The 23,292-nt window shown below is 73.6% G+C and carries 23 protein-coding genes; 15 read left to right on the top strand and 8 right to left on the bottom strand.

From position 1 onward, the window contains the following. Nucleotides 1–82: 82 nt before the first annotated feature. On the bottom strand, nucleotides 83–2,344 hold the full coding sequence (locus ACZ597_RS31965; protein WP_471337938.1) for a HelD family protein: 2,262 nt from the start codon (nucleotides 2,342–2,344) through the stop codon (nucleotides 83–85). Between the two features lie 139 nt (nucleotides 2,345–2,483). After that, nucleotides 2,484–2,960 (bottom strand): hypothetical protein, encoded by a 477-nt coding sequence (locus tag ACZ597_RS31960; protein ID WP_471337934.1) that lies wholly within the window; start codon nucleotides 2,958–2,960, stop codon nucleotides 2,484–2,486. A gap of 425 nt (nucleotides 2,961–3,385) precedes the next feature. On the opposite strand from ACZ597_RS31960, the gene ACZ597_RS31955 reads away from it, so the two are divergent. Then, the gene (locus ACZ597_RS31955) at nucleotides 3,386–5,230 is read left to right on the top strand and encodes a galactose oxidase-like domain-containing protein (protein WP_471337931.1); all 1,845 of its coding nucleotides are present in this window, start codon (nucleotides 3,386–3,388) and stop codon (nucleotides 5,228–5,230) included. A gap of 169 nt (nucleotides 5,231–5,399) precedes the next feature. Next, complete coding sequence (locus tag ACZ597_RS31950) at nucleotides 5,400–5,609, top strand: acyl-CoA carboxylase subunit epsilon (protein WP_471337927.1); 210 nt, start codon at nucleotides 5,400–5,402, stop codon at nucleotides 5,607–5,609. Between the two features lie 17 nt (nucleotides 5,610–5,626). Here ACZ597_RS31950 and ACZ597_RS31945 read toward each other — a convergent pair whose 3' ends face one another. After that, nucleotides 5,627–7,261, bottom strand: a complete 1,635-nt coding sequence (locus ACZ597_RS31945) for an FAD-dependent oxidoreductase (RefSeq protein WP_471337923.1) — start codon at nucleotides 7,259–7,261, stop codon at nucleotides 5,627–5,629. A gap of 282 nt (nucleotides 7,262–7,543) precedes the next feature. On the opposite strand from ACZ597_RS31945, the gene ACZ597_RS31940 reads away from it, so the two are divergent. The 10 genes from ACZ597_RS31940 to ACZ597_RS31895 all read left to right on the top strand — a co-directional run bounded on the left by ACZ597_RS31940 (nucleotide 7,544) and on the right by ACZ597_RS31895 (nucleotide 16,769). Further along, nucleotides 7,544–8,629, top strand: a complete 1,086-nt coding sequence (locus tag ACZ597_RS31940; RefSeq protein ID WP_471337918.1) for a SchA/CurD-like domain-containing protein — start codon at nucleotides 7,544–7,546, stop codon at nucleotides 8,627–8,629. Between the two features lie 112 nt (nucleotides 8,630–8,741). Beyond that, entirely contained in the window at nucleotides 8,742–9,188 is a 447-nt protein-coding gene (locus tag ACZ597_RS31935; RefSeq protein ID WP_471337915.1) for a cupin domain-containing protein, read from the top strand. After that, nucleotides 9,185–10,456, top strand: a complete 1,272-nt coding sequence (locus ACZ597_RS31930) for a beta-ketoacyl-[acyl-carrier-protein] synthase family protein (protein WP_471337912.1) — start codon at nucleotides 9,185–9,187, stop codon at nucleotides 10,454–10,456. The genes ACZ597_RS31935 and ACZ597_RS31930 overlap by 4 nt, the downstream gene beginning before the upstream one ends. Beyond that, complete coding sequence (locus ACZ597_RS31925; protein WP_471337908.1) at nucleotides 10,453–11,709, top strand: beta-ketoacyl synthase N-terminal-like domain-containing protein; 1,257 nt, start codon at nucleotides 10,453–10,455, stop codon at nucleotides 11,707–11,709. The genes ACZ597_RS31930 and ACZ597_RS31925 overlap by 4 nt, the downstream gene beginning before the upstream one ends. 76 nt (nucleotides 11,710–11,785) lie before the next feature. Next, nucleotides 11,786–12,040, top strand: a complete 255-nt coding sequence (locus ACZ597_RS31920; RefSeq protein WP_007262353.1) for an acyl carrier protein — start codon at nucleotides 11,786–11,788, stop codon at nucleotides 12,038–12,040. A 1-nt stretch (nucleotide 12,041) separates the two neighbouring features. Then, nucleotides 12,042–12,515 carry an SRPBCC family protein gene (locus ACZ597_RS31915; RefSeq protein ID WP_471337905.1) on the top strand — a complete coding sequence of 158 codons (474 nt, stop codon included), beginning with the start codon at nucleotides 12,042–12,044 and terminating at the stop codon, nucleotides 12,513–12,515. 70 nt (nucleotides 12,516–12,585) lie between these two features. Next, the gene (locus ACZ597_RS31910) at nucleotides 12,586–12,918 is read left to right on the top strand and encodes a TcmI family type II polyketide cyclase (RefSeq protein WP_471337903.1); all 333 of its coding nucleotides are present in this window, start codon (nucleotides 12,586–12,588) and stop codon (nucleotides 12,916–12,918) included. 383 nt (nucleotides 12,919–13,301) lie between these two features. Further along, complete coding sequence (locus ACZ597_RS31905) at nucleotides 13,302–15,371, top strand: RICIN domain-containing protein (RefSeq protein ID WP_471337899.1); 2,070 nt, start codon at nucleotides 13,302–13,304, stop codon at nucleotides 15,369–15,371. A gap of 161 nt (nucleotides 15,372–15,532) precedes the next feature. Then, nucleotides 15,533–16,159, top strand: a complete 627-nt coding sequence (locus ACZ597_RS31900; protein ID WP_471337896.1) for a hypothetical protein — start codon at nucleotides 15,533–15,535, stop codon at nucleotides 16,157–16,159. A gap of 97 nt (nucleotides 16,160–16,256) precedes the next feature. Beyond that, the gene (locus tag ACZ597_RS31895; RefSeq protein WP_471337893.1) at nucleotides 16,257–16,769 is read left to right on the top strand and encodes a mycothiol transferase; all 513 of its coding nucleotides are present in this window, start codon (nucleotides 16,257–16,259) and stop codon (nucleotides 16,767–16,769) included. Here the strand turns inward: ACZ597_RS31895 and ACZ597_RS31890 are convergent. The 3 genes from ACZ597_RS31890 to ACZ597_RS31880 are packed head-to-tail and all read right to left on the bottom strand — an operon-like array spanning nucleotide 16,766 to nucleotide 19,487. Then, on the bottom strand, nucleotides 16,766–17,581 hold the full coding sequence (locus tag ACZ597_RS31890; RefSeq protein ID WP_471337890.1) for a DUF4097 family beta strand repeat-containing protein: 816 nt from the start codon (nucleotides 17,579–17,581) through the stop codon (nucleotides 16,766–16,768). The two genes, ACZ597_RS31895 and ACZ597_RS31890, sit on opposite strands and share 4 nt — an antisense overlap. Continuing rightward, the gene (locus tag ACZ597_RS31885) at nucleotides 17,578–18,231 is read right to left on the bottom strand and encodes a response regulator transcription factor (protein WP_471337887.1); all 654 of its coding nucleotides are present in this window, start codon (nucleotides 18,229–18,231) and stop codon (nucleotides 17,578–17,580) included. Before ACZ597_RS31885 ends, ACZ597_RS31890 begins: the two co-directional genes overlap by 4 nt. Further along, nucleotides 18,219–19,487 carry a sensor histidine kinase gene (locus ACZ597_RS31880; protein ID WP_471337882.1) on the bottom strand — a complete coding sequence of 423 codons (1,269 nt, stop codon included), beginning with the start codon at nucleotides 19,485–19,487 and terminating at the stop codon, nucleotides 18,219–18,221. Before ACZ597_RS31880 ends, ACZ597_RS31885 begins: the two co-directional genes overlap by 13 nt. A 176-nt stretch (nucleotides 19,488–19,663) precedes the next feature. Between ACZ597_RS31880 and ACZ597_RS31875 the strand changes: the two genes are divergently transcribed. Beyond that, entirely contained in the window at nucleotides 19,664–20,083 is a 420-nt protein-coding gene (locus tag ACZ597_RS31875) for a hypothetical protein (protein ID WP_471337879.1), read from the top strand. 17 nt (nucleotides 20,084–20,100) lie between these two features. Here ACZ597_RS31875 and ACZ597_RS31870 read toward each other — a convergent pair whose 3' ends face one another. Further along, nucleotides 20,101–20,511 (bottom strand): organic hydroperoxide resistance protein, encoded by a 411-nt coding sequence (locus ACZ597_RS31870; RefSeq protein WP_007262362.1) that lies wholly within the window; start codon nucleotides 20,509–20,511, stop codon nucleotides 20,101–20,103. Nucleotides 20,512–20,630: 119 nt separating this feature from the next. Here ACZ597_RS31870 and ACZ597_RS31865 point away from each other — a divergent pair, with 119 nt between their 5' ends. Beyond that, on the top strand, nucleotides 20,631–21,134 hold the full coding sequence (locus ACZ597_RS31865; RefSeq protein ID WP_471337876.1) for a MarR family winged helix-turn-helix transcriptional regulator: 504 nt from the start codon (nucleotides 20,631–20,633) through the stop codon (nucleotides 21,132–21,134). Nucleotides 21,135–21,166: 32 nt separating this feature from the next. On the opposite strand, the gene ACZ597_RS31860 is transcribed toward ACZ597_RS31865, so the two are convergent. Then, nucleotides 21,167–21,613: a MarR family winged helix-turn-helix transcriptional regulator gene (locus tag ACZ597_RS31860; protein WP_471337871.1), complete on the bottom strand. Its 447-nt coding sequence runs from the start codon at nucleotides 21,611–21,613 to the stop codon at nucleotides 21,167–21,169. A 136-nt stretch (nucleotides 21,614–21,749) separates the two neighbouring features. Here ACZ597_RS31860 and ACZ597_RS31855 point away from each other — a divergent pair, with 136 nt between their 5' ends. Beyond that, the gene (locus ACZ597_RS31855; protein WP_471337866.1) at nucleotides 21,750–23,270 is read left to right on the top strand and encodes an MFS transporter; all 1,521 of its coding nucleotides are present in this window, start codon (nucleotides 21,750–21,752) and stop codon (nucleotides 23,268–23,270) included. The last annotated feature ends 22 nt before the right edge of the window (nucleotides 23,271–23,292 follow it).

Genomic DNA, 23,292 nt, shown 5'->3' with positions numbered 1-23,292 from the left:
CGGCCACACTACGACGGCCAAAGCCCCCTGGAGACGGGCGAATCCGGCCACTCCTCCGGGGCGGGTGGCCGGACTCGTTCCGTCAGTCGCGCAGTCCGTCGGGGAGGCGGCCGGTGTGCACCACCCCGAGGTGCTGGGTGGCGCGGGTGAGGGCGACGTAGAGGTCGCTGGGGTCGAGGTCCGCGGGTTCGGCCACGATCACCGTGTCGAACTCCAGCCCCTTGGCCTGGCGGGCGTCCAGCAGGACCACCGGCCGGGTGAGGTCCGGCTGCTCCCCGGCCCGTACGCCGGGCAGCGCCGCGGCGAGGGCCGGGTGCAGGGGGCGCGGGGCGATCACCGCCAGCCGGCCTTCGGCGGGTGCGCCGTCGCGGACGGCCGCGGCGACGGCGCCGGGGAGGTCGGCCGCCGCCCGCACCCAGGGGCGTACGCCGGTGGAGCGTACCGAGCGGGGCGGTTCGAAGCCGGGCCGGTGGGCGCGGAGCACGCCGGCCGCCAGCTCCATGATCTCGGCGGGGGTGCGGTAGTTGACGCCGAGCCGTACGTGTTCCCAGCGGTCGCCGACGTACGGGTCGAGGATCTGCTTCCAGGAGCCGGAGCCGGCCTCGTCGCCGGTCTGCGCGGGGTCGCCGACCAGCGTCATGGAGCGGGTGGGGCAGCGTCGCATCAGGAGCCGCCAGGCCATCTCGGAGAGCTCCTGGGCCTCGTCGACGATGAGGTGCCCGAACGCCCAGGTGCGGTCGGCGGCGGCGCGCTCGGCGGTGGTGCGGTGGTCGGCCTCCTCCTGCCGCTCGGCCATCCGTTCGGCGTCGATGATGTCGTGGGCGGCGAGGTACTCGCTCTCCATGTCCTCGAACTCGTAGGACTCCGAGCCCTGGGAGAGGTCGAGGACGCCCTGGGCGTAGGCGATGCGCTCCAGCCGGTCGCGCTCGGCGGCGGCCTTGCGGGCGGTGTCGTCGACGCCGAGGAGTTCGGCGGCCTCGTCGAGGAGCGGGACGTCGGCCGGGGTCCACTCCCCCGAGGTGCGGCGGATCAGCTCGGCGTCCCCGGCGGGGAGGTGGGTGGGGTCCGCGAGGAAGTCGGCGACGAGCTGCTCGGGGGTCAGGTGCGGCCAGAGGGTGTCGATGGCGGCGTGCACCTCGGAGCTGGTGGCGATCTCCTTGCCGAGCTGTGCGACGTCGTCGGGGCCGAGCAGGTTGGGGCCGCCGTAGGGGTCGGCGCCGAGCCGGTCGGCGAGCTGCTCGGTGAGGGCGTCGACGACGGCGAACGCGAAGTAGGGGCGGGCCAGGTTGTGGGGCAGGGCGGTGGTGCGGGCCCGGTCGCGGGCTGCGTGGGCGATGGTCCGGTCGAGCAGGAGGGTGCCGTAGTCGTCGTGGTCGATCTCCAGCGCCGGCTCGGGGACCACGGAGCTGTCCTCGCCGCTGCCGGCGGGCACGGCCTCGGGGAGGGTCTGCCGGTCGGCGACGACCCGGGCGAGGACGTCGGCCATCGCGGCGCGGCCCTTGACGGCCGCGGCGCCGGGGCGGTCGGTGCCGGTGGCCCTCAGGCCCGGGTACAGGTCCCCGGGGGAGGCGAGGAGCACCCCGGTCTCGCCGAGGGCGGGCAGCACCTCGCCGATGTAGCCGAGGAAGGCGGGGTTGGGGCCGACGATCAGCACGCCGCGCTTGGCGAGCAGCTCGCGCTGGGCGTAGAGGAGGTAGGCGGCGCGGTGCAGGGCGACGGCGGTCTTGCCGGTGCCGGGGCCGCCCTCCACGACGAGGACGCCCTGGTGCGGGGAGCGGATGATGCGGTCCTGGTCGGCCTGGATGGTCCGGACGATGTCGTGCATGCGGCCGGTGCGGGCGGCGTCGAGGGCGGCGAGCAGTACGGCGTCGGCGTCGGCGCCCTCGTAGCCGGTGCGCTCGGTGTCGGCGAGGTCGAGGATCTCGTCGTGCAGGGCGGTGACCCGCCGCCCCTTGGTGGTGATGTGGCGCCGTCGGCGCAGGCCCATCGGTACGTGTCCGGTGGCCAGGTAGAAGGGGCGGGCCGCCTCGGCGCGCCAGTCGAGGACGAGCGGGGTGCGTTCGGCGTCGTCCTGCCTGATCCCGATTCGGCCGATGTGGTGGTCGCGGCCGTCGGAGAACTCCAGCCGGCCGAAACACAGACCGTGTTCGGCGGAGTTCAGGGCCGAAAGCAGACCGGATTGCTCGGCGACCAGGACGTCCCTTTCCAGCCGTGCCTGGAAGCCGGTGCCGCCCTCCCCCAGGGCGCCCTGAACGGCCCGTTCGGCCTGGTCACGCAGGTGCTCGAGGCGCGCGTAGAGCTCGGTGAGGAATTCCTGCTCGCTCTGAAATTCGGTGTTTGACAATTTCGCTCCCAGCGCGATACGATGTCCCCGTAAAGCTTTACTACGCCCTCATTCGCAAGAGGGCGTGAACCATCGAATATACGCGGAAGCACGCCCCGGACGTCAATTCGTCCGGGGCGTTTTTGGTATGTCGCTCCGGTCAGCGCACGTCGAAGCTGACCGAGGAGGCCTTGTCGTTCATCCCGTCACCGACGTAGGCGTTGTAGCCGTAGTAGGTCTGGTGGGCACCGCGGAAGTCGCCGTGCTCCCACAGGGTGATCGGGCATGCGATGCCCTGCGCGGAGCTCACCGTGTCGTTCCACCCCCACTTGGAGAGGCTGTTGAACTCCGGGTAGCGCCAGTCGCAGCCGACGCTGCCGCGGAAGGTGAACTCGCTGCCGCCGGAGTTCGCGTCGCTCCATATCTTGCCGAGGTCCTTGTATTCGGCCGCCGCGCCGAGCGAGGCGGCCTCCGCCTCGGTCGCGAAGCAGCCGCCCTCGCCCGTGTCGATGACGAGGGCGCAGAACTTGGCCGGCTTCGGGGCCGGCTGCGGGGTCGCGGCGGAGGCCGGGCTGACGGCGGCGGCCAGCACGAGCGACGTGGCGGCGAGCGCGAGGGCGGATCGGACCATGCGCATGGATGCTCCTCAAGTATGCGGACAGGGCGCCCCGTTCACCGAAGGGACCTTTGGGAACTGAAGCGCGACATCACCCAACAACGCGGCATATCCGCCCGTCCAGGACGCGCAGGTGCCGGTGGCATGTTTCTTACGGCCCGGCGCGCCGGACGGACCCGTACGCCGCTGGCGTGATCACGGCCGCGCGGAGCGGCTCCCGGGCCGGTCGCCGGCCGGTGCGGGGGCGCCCGGCCGCATGGTGTGGCCGAAGCCCCGCGGGTGGCCGGAGCCGGGCGGGCTGCCGCCGATTGTCCCGATACGGGCGGATGGGCCGCGGCGGGCACCCGTACGAGGCAGCCGGTTCGCGTCATATGTAGTGATATCCACCTGATCTTCTAGCATGGCGTCCCTCCCGTCCCGGCGGTCGTCGCACACCGAGGAGTCGCATGTCCCGAGCAGCCCACCGGTCCGCCGCGCGCTCCGCCGCCCTGGCCGCCGCGCTGGCCGCGGCCGTCCTCCTGTCGGCTCCGTCCGGCGCGGCCGCGGCGGCCGCCCCCGCCCACGACCGCGCGGACACCGACGCCGAGCTCACGGCCGGGGAGGCGGCCCTGATCGGCGAGGAGCACGCCCGGGCCCACGCCGAGCGGCGACAGGCGGCCCGGGGCGCCGGCGAGTACCCGCAGACCACCCGGACCGCGAGCCTGGCCTCGCTCGCCGATTCGCAGGCGCTGGCCAACAAGGCCTTCCGCCCCGCCGAGTCGGGGAGGTTCGCGGAGTTCTTCCCCTCCCCCGACTTCGGGGTCCACCTCGCCCAGCTGCCGACCGGCAAGGTGCTGCTCTTCTCCTTCGAGCGGGTCGAGACCGACCCCACGAAGGAGACCGGCCCCACCGACCGGATCGGCCGCACCAACGCGGGCCGCGCCTTCCTCTGGGACCCCTCCAAGGGAACCGGCGCGCGGGCCTTCAAGGAGGTCCGGCCGCCGACGGTGCTGATGCCCGACGGCACGTACGCCCCGCGCCCCGCCCCGTTCTTCTGCGCCGGGCACGCCTTCCTGCCCAACGGGATGCTCGCGGTCTTCGGCGGCAACACCGGCGGCAAGGGCGGCAGCGGCGCGAAGCTGTCCTTCGTCTTCGACCCGTGGACCGAGCTCTGGTACCGCAACCGGGACATGTCGGTGGGCCGCTGGTACCCGTCGGCCGTCACCGGCGCCGACGGCCGCCAGATCATCATGTCCGGCCAGTCCGAGCGCGGTACGGGCACCCCCACCCCGGTGGTGGAGCGCTTCCCGGCGAAGGGGCTGCCGGTGCCCTGGCGGCCGTTCGACATCCCGCTGGACGTCGCGGTCGACCGGTTCCGGGCGGACGCGCCGTTCCGCAACGACTACCCCCACCTGTTCTCGCTGCGGGACGGCATGATCTACGGGCTGGGCCGGGACGCCGACCAGCAGTGGCTGTTCGACCCCGTCAAGGAGACCCGCCGCGACCTGCCCCGGCGCCCGGCGGACTTCCGCGGCTACGGATCCGCCGTGCCGCTCCCCGCGGGGCTGCGCGGTCCGGACTCCGTGCTGGTGCTGGGCGGGGACCCGCACGATCCCAACACCTACCGGCTCGCGGGCGGCCGGTGGACCACCGAGCGGCCCCGGGCCTTCGGCCGCACCCAGGACGACACCCTGATCCTGCCGGACGCGACCCTGCTGACCGTCAACGGGGCGCTGAGCACCCGCGACTACGGGAACGGCCCCTTCAACCCGAAGGCCGACCTCAAGTACCGGCAGACCGAGCTGCGCGACGCCGCCGGGCGGTGGCGGCTCGGCCCGGCCCAGCGGCTGCCCCGGGGCTACCACTCCAACGCCCTGGTGATGCCCGACGGGCGGGTGATGGTGACCGGGGACGAGCTCCAGCAGATCGCCAACGACCCCGACATCCGGGACTCGATGGACGGCAGCATCGAGATCTACGAGCCCGCGTACCTGCACAAGGGCGGCGGCCGGCCGGCCCTGGACCGCGCGCCCCGGGGCGAACTCGCCCACGGCGCCGCCTTCGAGGTGCGCAGCTCCACCGCCGCCGTCGTCCGGCGGGCCGTCCTGCTGGCGCCGACCACGGTCACCCACGCGGTGAACACCAGCCAGCGGCACCTGGAGCTGGCCATCACCGGGGTGCGCGGCGACACCATCGGGCTGCGGACCCCGCCGACCGCGGCGGACGCCCCGCCCGGGTACTACATGCTGTTCCTGCTCGACGCGCGCGGCGTGCCCAGTACGGCCAAGTGGGTGAAGCTGGGCCTGCGCTGACGTCCTGACCTGGGCGTCCGCCGGGCGGGTCGCCCGGATGGGTGTGCGGCGGGCCCCCCCGGCACGACACGCCGCCGGGGGGCTCGTAGCGTCGTCAGCACCCGGGCCTCAGTCCCGGACGGATCCGGAGGACCGGGTCAGGGGGGTCTCCCGACGAGAGGCCGTACCGATGGGAAGCGACGACTCCATAGCCGGCCTGCTCCGGATCCACCGGGGCAGCGCGGAACCCGAGGAACTGGCCGCGATCACGGTGGTGGTCGCCTGCCTCGCGGGCCGGGCCGGGCAGGCCGCGCCCCGGCCGGGCCGGGGCGCGCACCACCGCCCGCCGCCGCGGCCCGCGGGCCACGGCTGCTGGGCGGGGTGCTGGGTCTGCCGCTGAGCGGGGCCCGGTGTGCTTCAGGAACGGCGCAGCAGCCGCGTCATGGCGTCCATGAGCTCCGCGCGCGGGTCGCCCGCCGGGCCCTCGGAGCGCCAGGCGACGAACCCGTCGGGGCGGACGAGCACGGCGCCGTCGGCGGGCAGTTCGTGGAGCTCGGACCAGCCGGGAGCGCCGTCCGGCTGGACCAGGTCGGCGTCCGGCGCGGAGCCGACGGTGTAGGCGTCCAGGTGCGCGCCGAGTTCCCGCGCGACCTGCCGTGCCGCCTCCTGCCAGGGCGTGCCCGGGCTGCTGAGCAGCACGAACGAGGTCTCGTACAGGTCCAGTGACGAGATCCGCCGGCCGGCCTGGGTGAGCCACATGTGCGGTGCCCTGGTGCCGATGTCCCCCTTGAGGCGCATCTCCTCGGGGATGACCGGCCGCGCGGGGTCGCCGCCGATGACCGCGCCGCTCGGGTAGCAGTAGCCCATGGCCGTGGTGAGGACCCCGCTGCCGGGGCCGCCGCCCATGGTGGGCGGGGGCACGTACCCGGGGTGGCTGTGTTCGGCCGAACGGGCGGAGGCGCGCTCGCTGGTGGCGCGGGCGACGGGGAGGCGTTCCTCCTCGTAGCTGTCGAGCAGGCGGGGGCCGGCGGAGCCGTTCAGTACCGCCGCGATCTTCCATGCGAGGTTGTGCGCGTCCTGGATGCCGGTGTTGGAGCCGAAGGCGCCGGTCGGGCACATCTCGTGGGCGGCGTCGCCGACCACGAAGACCCGGCCGACGGAGTACTGCTCGGCGACCCGTTCGGCGGCGTGCCAGGGGGCCTTGCCGCCGATCTCCACGTCGAGGTCGGGCAGCCCGATGGCCTCGCGGATCTGGGTGGCGCAGCGCTCCTCGGTGAAGTCCTCCAGGGTCTCGCCGGTCTCCGGGTGCCAGGGGGCGTGGAAGACCCACTGGGTCTCGTTGTCGACGGGCAGCAGTGCTCCGTCGGCGCCCGGACGCATCAGGTAGCAGACGATGAAGCGCAGGTCGCCGAGGGCCTCGGCGAGGTGCTCCGAGCGGAAGACGATGCTCACGTTGTGGAAGAGCTCGCCGTTGCCCGTCTGGCGGATGCCGAGCGCCTCCCGGACGGGGCTGCGCGGGCCGTCGGCGGCGATCAGGAAGTCGGCGCGGACGGTGATGTGCTCGCCGGTCTCCCGGTCCTTCACCAGGGCGGTCACTCCCGTGGCGTCCTGGTCGAAGCTCATCAGTTCGGTGGCGAAGCGCACGTCGGCGCCCTGGGCGCGGCTGTGCGCCGCCAGGACCGGCTCGATGTTGTTCTGGCTGCACAGGCACCAGCCGGTCGGGCTGAAGCGGGCCAGCGCGCCGGAGGGGTCGACGGCCTTGATGAGCCACTTGTGCTCGCCGCCGACGAGGGCCTGCGTCTGCAGGATGCCCTGGTTGGCCTCCAGGGCGGAGGCCTCCTCTCGGATGGCGGGTTCGACGCCCGCCGTCCGGAACAGTTCCATCGTCCGGGCGTTGATCCCCCGACCGCGCGGGTGGACGGAGGTCCCGGCGTGCTTCTCGACCACCATGTGCCTGATGCCGTGGCGGCTCAGGAACAGCGAGGTGGAGAGGCCTACGAGGGAACCGCCCACGACGAGGACCGGTACGCGGACATCGGCATGCTCTTCCATCGGATGCGGACTCCTGTTTCGTGTGGGGGGCAGTGGACGCCTTATGCCCCCGATCAGGGTTCTTGCCCTGGCGAGTCGCGTCTTGTCACCCGCTTGATCCGGAGATGTCGCGATCCGTACCCGGCCGGATGACGATGAGCGACAGCGGCGGACCCACTTGGGCCACACCGTCCGCCGTTCCCCACCGCGCAGGCCCGCGGGGCCCGCGCCACCGGCCGTCGCCGCCGACGGGCACCGAGCCGCCCACGCGCCGGTCCCGGGCCCTCACGAAGGAGTGAGCAGATGACAACCACCCTGTCCGAACGGGTGTCTCAGTCCGCGTTCGACGGCTCCATGCTGCGGGTCGTCCTGCTGATGGACCTACACGAGGGTGCCCAGCAGCGGTTCTTCGACGCCTACGAGCAGCTTCGCCACGACATCGCCTCGGTGCCCGGCCACCTCGGCGACCAGCTCTGCCAGTCCTTCGCGAACCCCTCCCAGTGGCTGATCACCAGCGAGTGGGAGAGCGCCCCGCAGTACCTCGCCTGGGTGAACAGCGAGGAGCACGTCGCGCAGGTGAAGCCGCTGGGCGCCTGTGCCCGCTCGATGCGGCCGCTGACCTTCACCGTCCTGCGCGAGACCGGCAAGCGGTACGAGGCGCCGGAGCGGACGTCGGGCCGGCTCCAGGGCGCCCCGCGGCTGGGCGAGGGCGTCGTCCGGCACGCGCTGACCTTCACGGTGAAGCCGGGCAGCGAGGAGAAGGTCGCCGAGATCCTCTCCTCCTACTCCTCGCCGGCCGCCCGGGTCGACGACCACACCCGGCTCCTGCGCACCTCGCTGTTCATGCACGGCAACCGGGTCGTGCGGGCCGTGGAGGTGCAGGGAGACCTGACGGCGGCGCTGCGGCACGTGTCGGAGCAGCCCGAGGTGCGGGCCGTGGAGCAGGCCATCAACCCTTATCTGGAGCAGGACCGGGACCTGTCCGACCCGGAGTCGGCGCGGATGTTCTTCATGCGCGCGGGCATGCCGGCCGTCCACCACGTGGCCGCGCACGGACCGCGGCCCGACGAGGTGACCCGGCACGCGCTGTTCTACCCGGCGAAGCCGGGCTGCGGGCCGCTCGTCGCCCGCTTCCTGGCCCGCCAGGACGAGACGGCCGCGAAGGTCCCCACCTCCCCGGTGCTGAGCAGCAGCATCTTCCAGCGCGACGACGTGGTGGTGCGCCTCCTCGACGTCAAGGGCCCGGCCGACGGCCGCTTCGCGGCGGGCTTCGGCATCGAGGGGCCCCGCAAGGCGGCGGTGCTGAACCGCCTGCTGGCCGGGAAGGCCGGCCCCGCGCCCCACCCCATGGACCTGATCACCGACCGCCGGGCTCCGGTGGAGTCCTGATCCGGACGGGCCCGCCCCGGGCACGCCCCGGACCCGGACCCCGCACCACTCCCGTCACCACCCGGCAGCCCACGCGCACGCCAAGGCTCCGATCCGCCAGGAGGAAGTCAGCATGACCAGACATCAGCCGCGCATCGTCGACCTCAGCGAGACCCAGCCCAACCGCAGGCGCGGAGGGGACCTGCGCGCCGTGCTCACCCCGACCTCGGTGGGCTCGACCAGCGGCTTCATGGGCCTGGCGGTGATGGCCCCCGGCGAGTCGATCGCCGAGCACTACCATCCGTACTCCGAGGAGTTCGTGTACGTGGTCGCCGGCTCTCTGGAGGTCGACCTCGACGGCGAGACCCACCCGCTGCGCACCGACCAGGGCCTGCTGGTCCCGCTGAACGTGCGCCACCGGTTCCGCAACGTCGGCGGCACCGAGGCCCGGATGGTGTTCCACCTCGGCCCCCTCGCCCCGGATCCGAAGCTCGGGCACGTGGACACCGAGGAGGCGCCGAACCCGGACGCCACCGCGTGGGCGGAGCGTCCGCCGGAGCGCTCCGGGGTGGTCTCGTGACGCGCCGGCGGGTGGCCGTCACCGGGGTGGGCGTCGTCGCCCCGGGCGGCATCGGCGCCGCCGCCTTCTGGGACCTGCTGTCCAACGGGCGTACGGCGACCCGTGGCATCACCCTCTTCGACCCGGCCGGGTTCCGCTCCCGGATAGCCGCCGAGGTCGACTTCGACCCCCGTGAGCACGGCCTCACCGAGGACGAGGCGGCCCGGGCCGACCGCTACATCCAGTTCGCCCTGGTCGCCGCCCGCGAGGCGATGGCCGACGCCGGGCTGGAGCTCGACGGCGAGGACGCCTGGCGCACGGGCGTCTCCCTCGGCACCGCGGTCGGCGGTACCACCCGGCTGGAGCACGACTACGTCGCGGTCAGCCAGCGGGGGGCGTGGTGGGACGTGGACCACCGCCTCTCCTCCCCGTTCCTGCACCGCGCGTTCACCCCGGCCACCCTCGCCTCGGCGGTGGCGGAGCAGACCGGGGCGCGCGGCCCCGTACAGACCGTCTCCACCGGCTGCACGTCCGGGCTCGACGCCGTCGGGTACGCCGTGCACTCCATCCAGGAGGGCCGGATGGACGTGTGCGTCGCCGGGGCGTCGGACTCCCCCGTCTCCCCGATCACCGTGGCCTGCTTCGACGCCATCAAGGCGACCTCGGCGAACAACGAGGACCCGGCGCACGCCTCGCGCCCCTTCGACGCCGACCGGGACGGGTTCGTCCTCGGCGAGGGCGGCGCGGTGCTGGTCCTGGAGGAGCTGGAGCACGCCCGGGCCCGCGGGGCCCGCGTCTACTGCGAGATCGGCGGCTACGCCACTTTCGGCAACGCCCACCACATGACGGGGCTGACCACCGAGGGCCTGGAGATGGCCCGGGCGATATCGACCGCCCTGGCGCAGGCCAGGATCGACGCCGCGGACGTCGACTACGTCAACGCGCACGGCTCCGGCACCAAGCAGAACGACCGCCACGAGACGGCGGCCGTCAAGCGGGTGCTCGGCGACCACGCCTACAAGACGCCGATGACCTCCATCAAGTCCATGGTGGGGCACTCCCTCGGCGCCATCGGGGCGATCGAACTCGCGGCCTGCGTGCTGGCCATGAAGCACCACGTGGTGCCGCCGACCGCGAACTACGAGACCCCGGACCCCGAATGCGACCTGGACTACGTGCCGCGCACCGCCCGCAGTCACACCCTGCGCAGCGTGCTGTCCGTCGGCAGCGGCTTCGGCGGCTTCCAGTCCGCCGTGGTCATGACCCAGCCCAAGGAGGTACGCACGTGAACAGACCTACCGCCGGCGCGCCGGTGGCCGTCACGGGCATCGGTGTCGTCGCGCCCAACGGGATCGGCGCCGCCGCCTTCTGGAAGGCGACCCAGGCGGGCGAGAGCGTCCTGGACCGGGTGACCCGGCAGGGGTGCGAGCACCTTCCGGTGCGCGTCGCCGGCGAGGTGCGGGGCTTCGAGCCCGGGGAGCTGGTCGAGGACCGGTTCCTCGTGCAGACCGACCGGTTCAGCCACTACGCGCTGGCGGCGGCGGACCTGGCGCTGGAACACGCCCGGCTGGGCCGGGCGGACTACGAGGACGATCCGTACGCGGTGGGCGTCGTCACCGCTGCCGGCTCGGGCGGCGGCGAGTTCGGGCAGCGCGAGCTGCAACGGCTGTGGGGGCAGGGCCCCCGCTACGTCGGCCCGTACCAGTCGATCGCCTGGTTCTACGCGGCCAGCACCGGCCAGGTCTCCATCCGGCGCGGCTTCAAGGGCCCCTGCGGGGTGGTGGCGAGCGACGAGGCGGGCGGGCTGGACGCCTTCGCGCACGCCGCCCGCGGGATCCGCCAGGGCAGCCGGGCGATGCTGGTCGGCGCGACGGAGGCGCCGCTCGCCCCGTACTCGGTGGTCTGCCAGCTCGGGTACGAGGGGCTCAGCACGGCCGAGGACCCGGAGCGCGCCTACCGGCCGTTCACCGCGAAGGCGTGCGGGTTCGTCCCGGCCGAGGGCGGTGCGATGTTCACCGTCGAGGACGCCGCGGCGGCCGAGCGGCGGGGCGCGCCGGTGCGGGCCCTGCTGGCCGGGCACGCCGCCACCTTCACCGGGCCGGGCCGGCCGGAGGAGTCGGGAGAGGGCCTGGCCCACGCGATCCGCGGCGCGCTGCGGGAGGCGGGGCTGGCTCCCGAGGAGGTGGACGTGGTCTTCGCGGACGCCCTGGGCACGCCCGAGGCGGACGCGGCGGAGGCGAGGGCGATCCGGGAGGCGCTCGGCGCGCACGGCGCGAAGGTGCCCGTGACCGCTCCCAAGACCGGTACCGGGCGGGCGTACTGCGCGGCCGGCACCCTCGACGCGGCCGCCGCCGTGCTGGCGCTGGAGCACGGCGTCGTCCCTCCCACCCCGAACGTCTTCGACGTCTGCCACGACCTCGACGTGGTCACCGGCAGCGCCCGCGTCGCCCCCCTCCGGACCGCGCTCGTCCTGAGCCGGGGCCGGATGGGTTCGAACGCGGCCCTCGTCCTCCGCAAGGGGCCCGGATCCGGAGCGCGGTGACCGGTACCCCCGTTCGTCAGGGCCGGGCGCGGTCAAGGGCCCGGCCCCCGGAAGCAGGAAAGAGAGAGAAGGCACCATGTCCGACCGACTGACCCTGGAAGAGCTGGCGACGCTCATGAAGACCGCCGGCATCACCGTCGACCCCACGGAGCTGGCGAGCCGCCCGGACTCCCGGTTCGACGACTACGGCCTGGACTCGCTGGGCCTGCTCGGCATCGTCGGTGAGCTGGAGAACCGGCGGGGCCGCGCGCTGCCCACGGACGCGGACCGCTGCAAGAGCCCGCGCGAGTTCGTCGACCTCGTCAACAACAGCCTCATGACCGGAGCCTGACATGCCTGGACACACCGACAACGAGATCGTCGTCAAAGCGCCCGTGGACATCGTGTGGGACGTGACGAACGACCTGCCCAACTGGCCGAAGCTGTTCAGCGAGTACGCCTCGATCGAGATCCTGGAGAAGACCGGGAACACCACCCGGTTCCGGCTCGCCATGCACCCGGACGAGAACGGCGTGGTGTGGAGCTGGGTCTCGGAGCGGACGGTGGACCGGGCGGGCCTGACGGTGAAGGCCCGCCGCGTGGAGACCGGTCCGTTCGCGCACATGGACATCCACTGGGAGTACGGCGAGGTGCCGGGCGGGACCCGGATGCGGTGGGTGCAGGACTTCGCGATGAAGCCGGACGCTCCGATCGACGACGCGGGGATGACCGACCGCATCAACCTCAACTCCCGGATCCAGATGGAACTCATCCGGGACAAGATCGAGGGGCGGGACGGGCGCAAGGCCCCGGCCGGCCGCCGCTGAGGGCTGCTCCTCCCCTCCCGCGAGCACTCCCCGACCGCTCCCCTCCCCGAGTCGAAAGGCACACCTCCCGATGCACCAAGCCCTCATCGTGGCCCGTATGGCACCCGGTTCGGCGCCCGACATCGCCGGCCTGTTCGCCGCCTCGGACGCGGGTGAGCTGCCCCACCTGGTGGGGGTCAGCCGCCGCAGTCTCTTCCAGTTCGGGGACGTGTACATGCATCTGATCGAGGCCGACCGGGAACCGGGGCCGGCCATCGCCCAGGTGACCCGGCACCCGGAGTTCGTCGACCTGAGCGAGCGGCTCTCGGCCTTCGTCAGCCCCCACGACCCGAAGACGTGGCGGAGCCCGAAGGACGCGATGGCCCAGCGGTTCTACCTCTGGGAGCGGGACGCCGCCCGGTAGTCCGTACGGGGTGCCCAAGCCGGCTCCGCACCTTCCGGGCGGCCTGGGCACCCATGACGGCGCGCGCCTGGGCCTCCCGCTTCACGGCTCGTGACGGTGGGAATTCGGCAGGTAGTTTTTGAATGAATACCTGACTGAATTCCCGTCAACAAGGTTCCGCCTCGTATCTCGATTTGGTAACGAGATCCCGGAAAAGGCCTGGACCTTTGATCTGCAACGCGCGTAACTTGCTTGATTTCAAAGCGAATTGACAGTTCATCAAATCAGACACCAAGGTAACGGATAGATTTCTCGGACCGGTCTCCCGTTTGTCCGAATTCTCCGAGCCGCTCATCTGGCAAGCTGCGGCGCACCCACTCTCCTGACACGGACTTGAGGTGCGCATGACAGCACGAACCCCCGGCCGGCGCCGCAAGCCCGGCCACCGGCGCAAACCCCGGAAGCTGATACTCCTCACCGCCGCCATGGCATCGGCGGCGGTGCTCGCGGGAGGCATCGCCTACTCCCGCATAGGCGGCGACGCCGAGGCGACCACGACCGCACTGGCCGAGGCACCCGCCGCGGCCGCCGAACCGGCCGCCGCACCGGCCCGGGACGCGGAACCGGCCCCCCTCGCCAAGGCGCCCGCGAACGAGGGCGAGCGCGGCTTGGTCTACGACGGGCTGGAGACGGCCCCGAAGGGCGACCGCTGCGTCGGCGTCTACCGCACGAAGGCGGGCCTGTGCACCCACGGGCCCGACGCTCCCCCCGGGGGCGTCGACATCAAGAAGGACGTCGAGCCCGTCGTCCGCACCAAGGCCCCCGCGGCCGACCCCGCCTCCCCGGCCAGCGCCGACCCGGCGGCCGGCGAGGGCGGCGGGCGTCCTCAGGACGCGCCCGCCGCCGACGCCCGCAGCGCCGCGAGCGCCAAGGCCCCGGCCCCGCCGGCCTCCGGAAGCCAGGCGGTGGCCGCCGGGCCGGCCGGACAGACCGTCCAGTGCGACGGCGACGGCAGCACCGGCAACCGCGTCCAGGTCGTGTACGTGCACGGCCCCGGGCGGGACCGGTACGCCGAGTACGTGGCCTCGTTCCGCAAGTGGGCCGCCGACGCCGACCTCATCTACTCGGCGAGCGCCAAGGAGACCGGCGGCGTCCGGCACATCCGCTACGTGACGGCCGCCGACTGCACGCCGTCGGTGCTCAACATCGAGCTCCCCGACTCCGCGCTCTCGGAGTTCAGCGCCACCAACAACGCGCTGGCCGGCAAGGGCCTGGACCGCCGCGACCGCAAGTACATGATCTTCGCGGACACCCAGGTGTACTGCGGCATCGGAACCTTCAACGGCGACGAGCGGCCCGGCCAGAACAACCTGAGCAACTTCGGCCCGTCCTACGGGCGTACCGACTCGGGCTGCTGGGGCGGCCACACGGCCGCGCACGAACTCGGCCACAACCTGGGCGCGGTCAACAACAGCGCGCCCAACACCAGCCGGGGCGCGCACTGCACGGACGAGTGGGACGTGATGTGCTACTCGGACACCCCGTACTACCCGCAGATGCGCAACATCTGCACCAACAAGGCGGCCGAGAACATCCTCGACTGCAACCACGACGACTACTTCCACACCAGTCCGAAGCCGGGCAGCTACCTGGCCACGCACTGGAACATCGCCGACAACCAGTTCCTGATGCGGAACGCCGGCGGTGGCGGCACCAACCCGGACCCCGGCCCGAACCCGTCGCCGACCGCGAAGCCCAGCCCGTCCCCCACCAAGAAGCCCTCGGGCGCACCGGCGGTGACGGCGGGCCAGATCCAGTCCGACTCGGTGGTCCTGAGCTGGCCGAAGACGGAGGGCGCCGCCTGGTACCAGGTGCTGCTGAACGACAAGCACCTGACCTGGGTCCAGTCCACCTCCCTGCGCGTCTACAACCTCAAGCCCGGCACCGCGTACACGGCCGCCGTCTCGGTCCGCGACGGCTCCGGCCGTGACAGCGGCCCCGGCAAGGCCGCGTCGTTCCGCACGGCCGACACGGGCGGCGGCGCCACCACCCCGGGCACCCGCTACGTGCTCGGCAACGGCAGCAGCGGCATGGCCGCCGAGCTGTGGGGCGGACGCACCGCCGACGGAACCGTGCTCGTCGCGAACCGGTCCAACGGCTACGCGCAGCAGCAGTGGTACTTCGACGACGCGGGCAACGGAACGGTACGGATCAAGTCCGCGGCGTCCGGCAAGTGCCTCCAGCCCGGCGGCGCTCCCGCCGCGGGCATGTGGGTCGCGCAGCAGCCCTGCGGGAACTCCGCCGCCCAGCAGTGGCGGGTGGCCTCCCGCGACGGCGCGGTGACCATCACCGACCCGAGCGGCGGCTTCGCCCTCACGGTCAGCAACCGCCCCTACTACGGGACCTGGCTGCTCGACCTCCAGCGCGCGGACGGCCGTCAGGCCCAGGTCTGGACGGCCCGCAAGGCCGGCTGACCCAGGGGGTGTCCGCGAAGCAGCGCCCGCCCTCCGGGCGGACGACGCCGCCTCGCGGGCACCCCCGACCCCTCGAACCGGCGGGCGGCCGTACTCCCCTACGGCCGCCCGCCCCCTCGCCTTCCCCTCCCGCACCTCCCCTCACCTGGAGCACCGTGCCGATGCGCCGACACCTCCCGAACCTCCCCGCGCTGGCCCTGGCCGCACTCACCCTCCCCCTGCTCTGCCTCGTCCTGGCCATGGGCGCCGCGGGGCCCGCACACGCCCACGGCGACACGCTGAAGGTGGCCCTCACCGGTCAGCGGGACGGCCGGGTCACCGCCGACGTCACCTGGGAGAACGACGGTGACGCCGTCGAGGAGGCCGTGGCCGCCACCGTGAACGCCGTCAGCCCCGACGGGAGCCGTACGCAGGGCCCGTGGCGGCTGCTGCGCGACACCGGCCGGGCCGCGGGGTGGATCACGGCCGAGGCACTCCCGCCCGGCACGTGGAAGGTGACCGTCGACGCGGGCTTCCCCTCGCTCGGTCACGCGCAGGGAGAGGTGGCGGTACCGGCCGTGGACCCGGCCCCGGCGGCCCCGGCCCCCTCGGCACCCCCCTCTCCGGCCCCCTCGGCACCCGCGAGCCCCTCCGGTCCCTCCGCTCCGCCCGCCTCCCCCTCCTCCCCGGCGCCCGCGCCGGCCGGCGCGTCCGAGGGCTCCGGCGCCTGGTGGACCACCGCCGGAGTGGCCGGGATCGCCCTGGTCGGCGCGGCGGCCGGCATCTTCCTTCGCCGCTCCCGCCGCTGACGGAGTGTCGCCCGCCCCGCCCGGCGGCGGGCGAGCATGGTGGTCCCCGGAACGGCTCGACGGCGTACACGACGAGAAACACGGCTGGGGACTGCTCATGAAGGCCACGGAGGTACTGGCGGACGGCTTCGGACGCATCCGGGAGGTGGTGCACGAGGCGGTCGAGGGGCTCACGGCCGAGGAGTTGAACGCCCGGCTCGACCCGGCGGCGAACTCGATCGCCTGGCTGGTCTGGCACCTGACCCGGGTGCAGGACGACCACGTGGCCGAGGTCGCGGGGCTGGACCAGGTCTGGCGGGCGGGCGGCTGGGCCGACCGCTTCGGCCTGCCGCTGCCGGCCGACGGCATCGGCTACGGCCACACCGCCGCCGAGGTCGGCAAGGTCCGCGTCGACTCCCCCGAGCTGCTGCTGGGCTACTACGACGCGGTCCACGAGCAGAGCCTGCGCTTCGTGCGGGGCCTGGCCGCCGCCGACCTGGAGCGGATCGTCGACGAGCGCTGGGACCCGCCGGTCAGCCTGGGCGTGCGCCTCGTCAGCGTCCTGACGGACGACCTCCAGCACGCGGGCCAGGCCTCCTACGTCCGGGGAGTCCTCCAGCGGACCGCCTAGGGGCCGTCCGGGCGGTAGGACGCGGTGGCGTGGCCCGCCTCGGCGGCGAGGTCCAGGCTCCGGTCGGCGGCGGGGTCGTTCAGGGCGTCGTCCGCCTCGCAGCGCCCCAGGCCGGCCCGGCAGCCGACGCGGTAGCGGGTGTCCGGGGGCAGGACCAGCGCCAGGCGGCCGGCCCCCGCCCGTGCGGTGACCCGCTCCGGCGGTGCCGCGAACCGGGCGTCCGCCCGGCCGGACCCCGCGCGGATGTCGGCCTGCGGGACGGTCAGGCCCGTGGCCCGCAGGGTGCCGTCGCCGACCCGCGCCCGCAGGGGCCCGCGCAGGTCGGCCAGGACCAGCGTGCCGGCGCCCGTCTCGGCGTCGACCGTCCCGGCCAGGCCGCTCACGCCGATCCGGCCGGAGCCGCCGGAGACCTTCACCGGGACCCCGGCGGGCACGGTGACGGCGAGCCGCACGGAGCAGCCGAGCCCGGCGGCGGTGGTGAAGGAATCGACCGGGCAGTGCGGGGTGAGCCTGAGGGTGTCGCCGAGCCAGCTCTCCTCGACGACCGGCTCCCCGAACGACCAGGTGAGGTCGGCCCGGTAGCCGACCTGCGCGTCCCCGCGCGGGGTGACGTCCACGTCGGACGAGCCGGCCACGACCTCCACGGCGGTCACCGCCCGGCCGCCGCTTCCCCCGACGGCCGTGCTCCTGCGCACTCCGACCCCGGTCCCCGCCTGCCAGGCGGCCGCCGTCACGACCAGGACGGCACTGAGCGCGGCGGCGGTGTACCAGGCGAGGCGCGGTCCGCGCCCCCCGGCGGCGGAACGGGTCACGGCGTGCCGTCCAGGAAGCGCAGTACGGCGAGGACCCGGCGGTGGGCCTCGCCGGCCGGGGGCAGGTCGAGCTTGGCGAAGATGTTGTTGATGTGCTTGGCGACCGCGCTCTCGCTCACGACGAGGCCGGTGGCGATCGCCGCGTTGGAGCGGCCCTCCGCCATCAGGGCCAGGACGTCGCGCTCGCGCGGGGTGAGCCGCTCCAGCGGGTCGGGGCCGCCGCGGCGCAGCAGGAGCTGGGCGACGACCTGCGGGTCGAGGGCGGTGCCGCCGGCCGCGACGCGGCGCAGGGCGTCGATGAACTCCTCGACGTCGGCGACGCGCTGCTTGAGCAGGTAGCCGATGCCCGCGCCGCTCTGGGAGGACAGCAGGTCGGCGGCGTAGCGTTCCTCCACGTACTGGGAGAGCAGCAGCACGGCGGTCCCCGGGTGCTGACTGCGGATCATCAGGGCGGCCCGGACGCCCTCGTCGGTGAATCCGGGCGGCATCCGGACGTCCACGAGCGCGAGGTCGGGGCGGTGTTCCTCGACGGCGGCCAGCAGGCCTTCGGCGTCGCCGGTTTCGGCGGCCACCTCGAATCCGGCCATTTCCAGGACTTTGACAAGACCTATGCGCAGCAGGACGGAGTCCTCCGCGATCACAGCCCGCACGGCAGCTCCACAGTGACGACGGTCGGGCCCCCGAGGGGGCTGTTGATCAGAATCGTTCCGTCGACCGACCCTACGCGCTTGCGCAGGCCGGTCAGTCCGGTGCCGCCCGCCGGGTCGGCGCCGCCGACGCCGTCGTCGGTGACGACGACGCGCAGCAGGTCGCCCCGGCGGCCGCCCGCGACGCGGGTGACGCGCACGGAACAGCGTTTCGCGCGGGCGTGCTTGACCACGTTGGCGAGTGCTTCGGAGACGACGAAGTAGGCGACGGCCTCGACGGTGGGGCCGGGCCGCTCGGCGAGGTCCACGGTCAGTTCGACGGGCAGCGGGGCGCGGGCGGCGATCCCTGAGAGCGCGGCGTCGAGTCCGCGGTCCTCCAGTACGGCCGGGTGCAGGCCCCGTACCAGGTTGCCGAGTTCCTCGATGGCCTCCTTCGCCTCGCGGTGGGCCTCGTCGATGACGGCCCTGGCCTCGGGGGGCAGGTCGGTGAGGGTGGCGCGGGCGATCCCGAGGTTCATCGCGAGGGAGACCAGGCGCTGTTGGGCGCCGTCGTGCAGGTCCCGTTCGATGCGGCGGCGTTCGAGGTCGGCCGCGTCGAGGACGCCGGCCCGGCTCTCGGCGAGGTCCTCGACGCGGCGCTGGAGCTCGCGGGCCCGGTTGGGGCCGAGGAGGGCGGCCGCGGCGGTGGCGTCGAGCCGGGTGAGGGCCGCCGCCAGCCAGGGGGCGGCGAGCAGGGCGAGTACGCCGAGGCCGGTGGCGACGTCGTACTGGGTCGTCCAGCCCGGAGAAGGGAGTTCGCCGTCGGTGGGGAGCAGCCAGTACCAGGCGTAGACGGAGGCCGCGGCGGCGCCGCCGGCCCAGGTGAGGACGAGTACGACCGCGCCGGCTGCGGCGAGCGGGCTGACGACGAGGTGGTAGCCGTACTGGCGCCAGGTCGACTCGGAACGCAGCCGCTCGGCGAGCCCGCGTGGTGTCGTCCAGCGGTGTTCGTGGACGACGGGCGGCACGTCGAGACCGAGCAGCGTACGGAAGCGGCTGCGCTGGAGGAGCGTGAGCAGCGGGCGGAGCGCGAGGACGAGGACCAGCGGGAGGGGGCTGCGGCCGGGGAGGGCGACCAGGGTGACGGCGCCGAGTACGAGGGGCAGGGCGGGCGGGATCGCGGCCGTGGCGAAGGCCGTGTTGCGCCAGGCCCACGCCGACCAGGGGGTGTGCGACGCGATCCAGGTGTACGTACGCCTCAGCGCGCCGCGGGTTGCCATGTCCGTACGGTAATCGGATGGATCATGGGGTGGCCATCCCCCTGGTGTCCGGCCGGGGGTGTACCTGGCACCACCTCGGGTCGGGACGGTGGAGCTACTGATCTTCCCCTTGCGGGCCGACAGGGTTGTGGTGTGCCCGGCGGACGGACCGCCGGACCGGAAGGAGGCCCGCAGCCATGGCCGTCACCGCCCCGCAGTTCCCGGCCCGCCCCCGCTCCGGGGGAATGCGCGGACGTGCCCCGCGGCTCGCGACGGTGCTCATCGGGGCCGGTCTGGCGCTGCTGCCGTGGATGGTGGTGCTGGCGCGGACGCTGCCGCGGACGGCGGAGGTGTCCAACTGGTCCACGGCCTGGGTGGGCTTCGACGCGCTGCTGGCCGCCGGCCTGACCGGGACGGGGGTGCTGCTGCGCACGGGCGATCCGCGGGTCCCGGCGGTGGCGGGGGCGACGGCCGCGCTGCTGGCGGCGGACGCCTGGCTCGACGTCACCACCTCGGCGGGTACGGCCGGGCAGGGAGCGGCGGTGCTGCTGGCGCTCGCCGCGGAGCTGCCGCTGGCGGCGGCCTGCGCGGTGGTGGCCGCGCGGCGCACCGCCTGACGGCGTCCGGGGCGCTGCTACTCGATGACGAGCTCGACGGGGATGTTGCCCCGGGTGGCCTTGGAGTAGGGGCAGACCTCGTGGGCCTGCTTGACCAGCAGGGTGCCGGTCTCGCCCTCCAGGTGGGCGGGGAGCTCGACGCGCAGGGTGACGGCGAGGCCGAAGCCGCCGGCGTCCTGGCCGATGGAGGCCTCCGCCGTGACGGACACGTCACCGGTGTCGACCTTCGCCTGGCGGCCGACCAGGCCGAGGGCGCTGGCGAAGCAGGCGGCGTAGCCGGCGGCGAACAGCTGCTCGGGGTTGGTGCCCTGGCCGTTGCCGCCGAGCGCCGGGGGCATGGCGAGGGGCAGGTCGATCTGGCCGTCGGAGCTGACGGCGCGGCCCTCGCGGCCGTTGGCGGTGGCGACGGCGGTGTACAGCGCGTCCATCGGAGGTCCTTTCAGAGGGGCGGGGCGGCCGGTGGCCGACCTTCGACCACAAATAGAGCACACAATTCAGTTGTGCACAACTCAATGGCTCGCAAGCAGCCTCCGGTACACTGGGGCACATGACCGAGCAGCCCGCCGACATCCTCCGCGAACCCCTTCGCGACCAGGACTTCCTCCGCCTCGACGGACAGGTCTGCTTCGCACTGGGCGCCGCGAACCGCGCCTTCGGCGGCCTCTACCGGGTCGTCCTGAAGGACCTGGGGCTGACCTACCCCCAGTACCTGGTGATGCTGGTGCTCTGGGAGCACGGCACGATGCCGGTCAAGCAGCTGGGACAGCACCTGCGGCTGGACTCGGGCACGCTCTCGCCGCTGCTCAAGCGGCTGGAGGCGGCCGGCCTGATCCGGCGCGAGCGCAGCGCGGAGGACGAGCGGTCCGTGCACGCGGTACTCACCGGGGAGGGCTCGGCCCTGCGCGACCGGGCCGTGGAGGTGCCCCGCCGGATCGCGCGGGCGACCGGGTTCGAGCTCGCCGAGATCCGCGAGCTCCAGCAGCGCCTGGGCCGCCTCACGGCCGCCCTGGACGCCGCCGTCGAGTCGGCCGACGCCGCTTCCGGGGACTGACCGGCCACTCCCCCCGGACCGGCCGGGCGGGATCAGGAGGCGGGGTCGCGCTCCATGGCGGGGCGCAGGCGCTCCAGCAGGGCGTAGAGGGTCGCGCCCTCCGCCTCGTCCAGCGCGTCCAGCGCCCCGTGGGTGGCCTGCATCTCCTCACGCACCCGCCGCATGACGTCACGGCCCTCGTCGGTCGCCACGACGTTCTTGACCCGGCGGTCCCGCGGCGCGGGCTCGCGCCGCACCAGCCCGCGCGCCTGGAGCCGGTCCACGATGCCCGTGACGTTCGAGGCGTCGCACGCCAGCAGGGCCGCGAGGCCTCGCATCGGCACGGGCCCGTCGAGCTGGGCGAGGACCTTGGCCTGCGTGGAGGTGAGCCCGTGACGGGCGGCGGCGGCCGCGAAGTCGCGCCACTGGGCGGTGCCGATGGCCGCGAGGAGTTCCAGCAGTTCCAGCTTGGCGGGGCGGTGCGGGGCGGTGGTGCTCATGACCGGGAGCCTAGCCGAGAATCGTTGACATTATCAACCTTTTACTTGACCACCTTAACCATCTCTGGCTACCTTCGTCGAAGTACTTGATGACATAAAACATCTGCGCCCTGAAGCATTGAGAAGGTCCCCCAGCATGAGCTCCGCCGCATCCGCCCCCGCCGAAGCGAGGAACGGGAACGAGACGGTCATCGTCTTCGCCCTGAGCCTCGCCGCCATGGTCGTGTCGATGATGCAGACCCTGCCCGTACCGATCCTGGGCCTGATCCGCAACGACCTCGGCACCTCCACCGCCAACGTCAGCTGGGTGACCACCGCCACCCTGCTCTCCGCCGCCGTGTTCACCCCGCTGCTCGGCCGCTTCGGCGACCAGCACGGCAAGAAGCCCACCCTGGTGGCCGTCCTCGGCGTGATGGTGGCGGGTTCCGTCGTGGCCGCGCTGGCGACCTCCCTGCCCCTGCTGATCCTGGGCCGCGTGCTCCAGGGCTCCGCCACGGCGATCTTCCCGCTGGCCCTGTCCGTACTGCGCGAGGAGGTCCGGCCGCAGAAGCTGCCGGGCGCCATGGCGCTGGTCAGCGGCACGCTCGCGTTCGGCAGCGGCCTGGCGCTGGTCGCCACCGGCCTGCTGACCTCCGGCGACGGCGCCGACTACCGCAACGCCTTCTGGATGGCGACCGGCTTCGCCGTCGTGGCCCTGCTGGCCGTCGTGTTCCTGGTCCCCGCCACCCGGCACAAGACCGGCGGACGCACCGACTTCCTCGGCGCGCTGACCCTCGGCATCGCCCTGCTGCTGCTCCTGCTGCCCATCTCCCAGGGCCACGAGTGGGGCTGGTCCTCCGCCCGCACCCTCGGCAGCTTCGCCGGCGCCGCCGTGATGACGGCCGTCTGGGTCCTGGTCGAGCGCAAGGTCGCCGAGCCGCTGGTCGACATGAAGATGTTCGTCCACCGCCCGGTGCTGATGGCCAACCTGGCCGGCATCCTCGTCGGCTTCGGCATGTTCGCCAACTTCCTGGGCGTCTCCTACCTCGTCCAGATGCCCGAGAAGCTCACCGGCTACGGCTTCGACGCGTCCATCCTGCGCGCCTCCGTCCAGTTCCTGCTGCCCGGCGCGATCGTCTCGCTGCTCGCCTCCCCCGTCGGCGGCCAGCTGGTGCGCCACCGCGGACCCCGCCTCGCGCTCGCCGTGGCCGCCGCGCTCGGCGCCGTCGGCTTCGGCTGGCTGGCGCTCGACCACGGCCACACCTTCTCGGTGATCGGCGCGGGCCTCGTCGTCGGCGCGGCCGTCAGCTTCGGCTACGCCGCCATGCCCGCGGTGATCATGTCGAGCGTCCCGCACCACCAGAGCGGCATCGCCAACGGCATCAACTCCATCTCCCGCTCCACCGGCAGCGCGATCGGCAGCGCCATCGTCACCACGATCCTGGCGTCCAAGACCATCGAGCACCTGCCCAAGGGCGTCCCGCCGCTGCCGGCCGAGTCCGGGTTCACCCTCACCTTCTGGATCGGGGCCGCCGCGTTCGCCCTGGTCGCGCTGATCAGCTGGCTCGGCCTGCGCTCCGGCCACGGCCCGCGCGTGGTCCGCTCCGCCGCCCCGGCCGCCGCGCCGGCGAAGGCCGCGGAGGCCGCGGAGGCCGCGGAGACCGCCGACGCGGTCTGACCCCGCGTCAAGCCCCCGCCCC

Source organism: Streptomyces sp. NPDC040718, from assembly GCF_055593565.1.
Note: the sequence above shows the minus strand (reverse complement) of the source record. Positions and strands in the feature narration are given on the sequence as shown.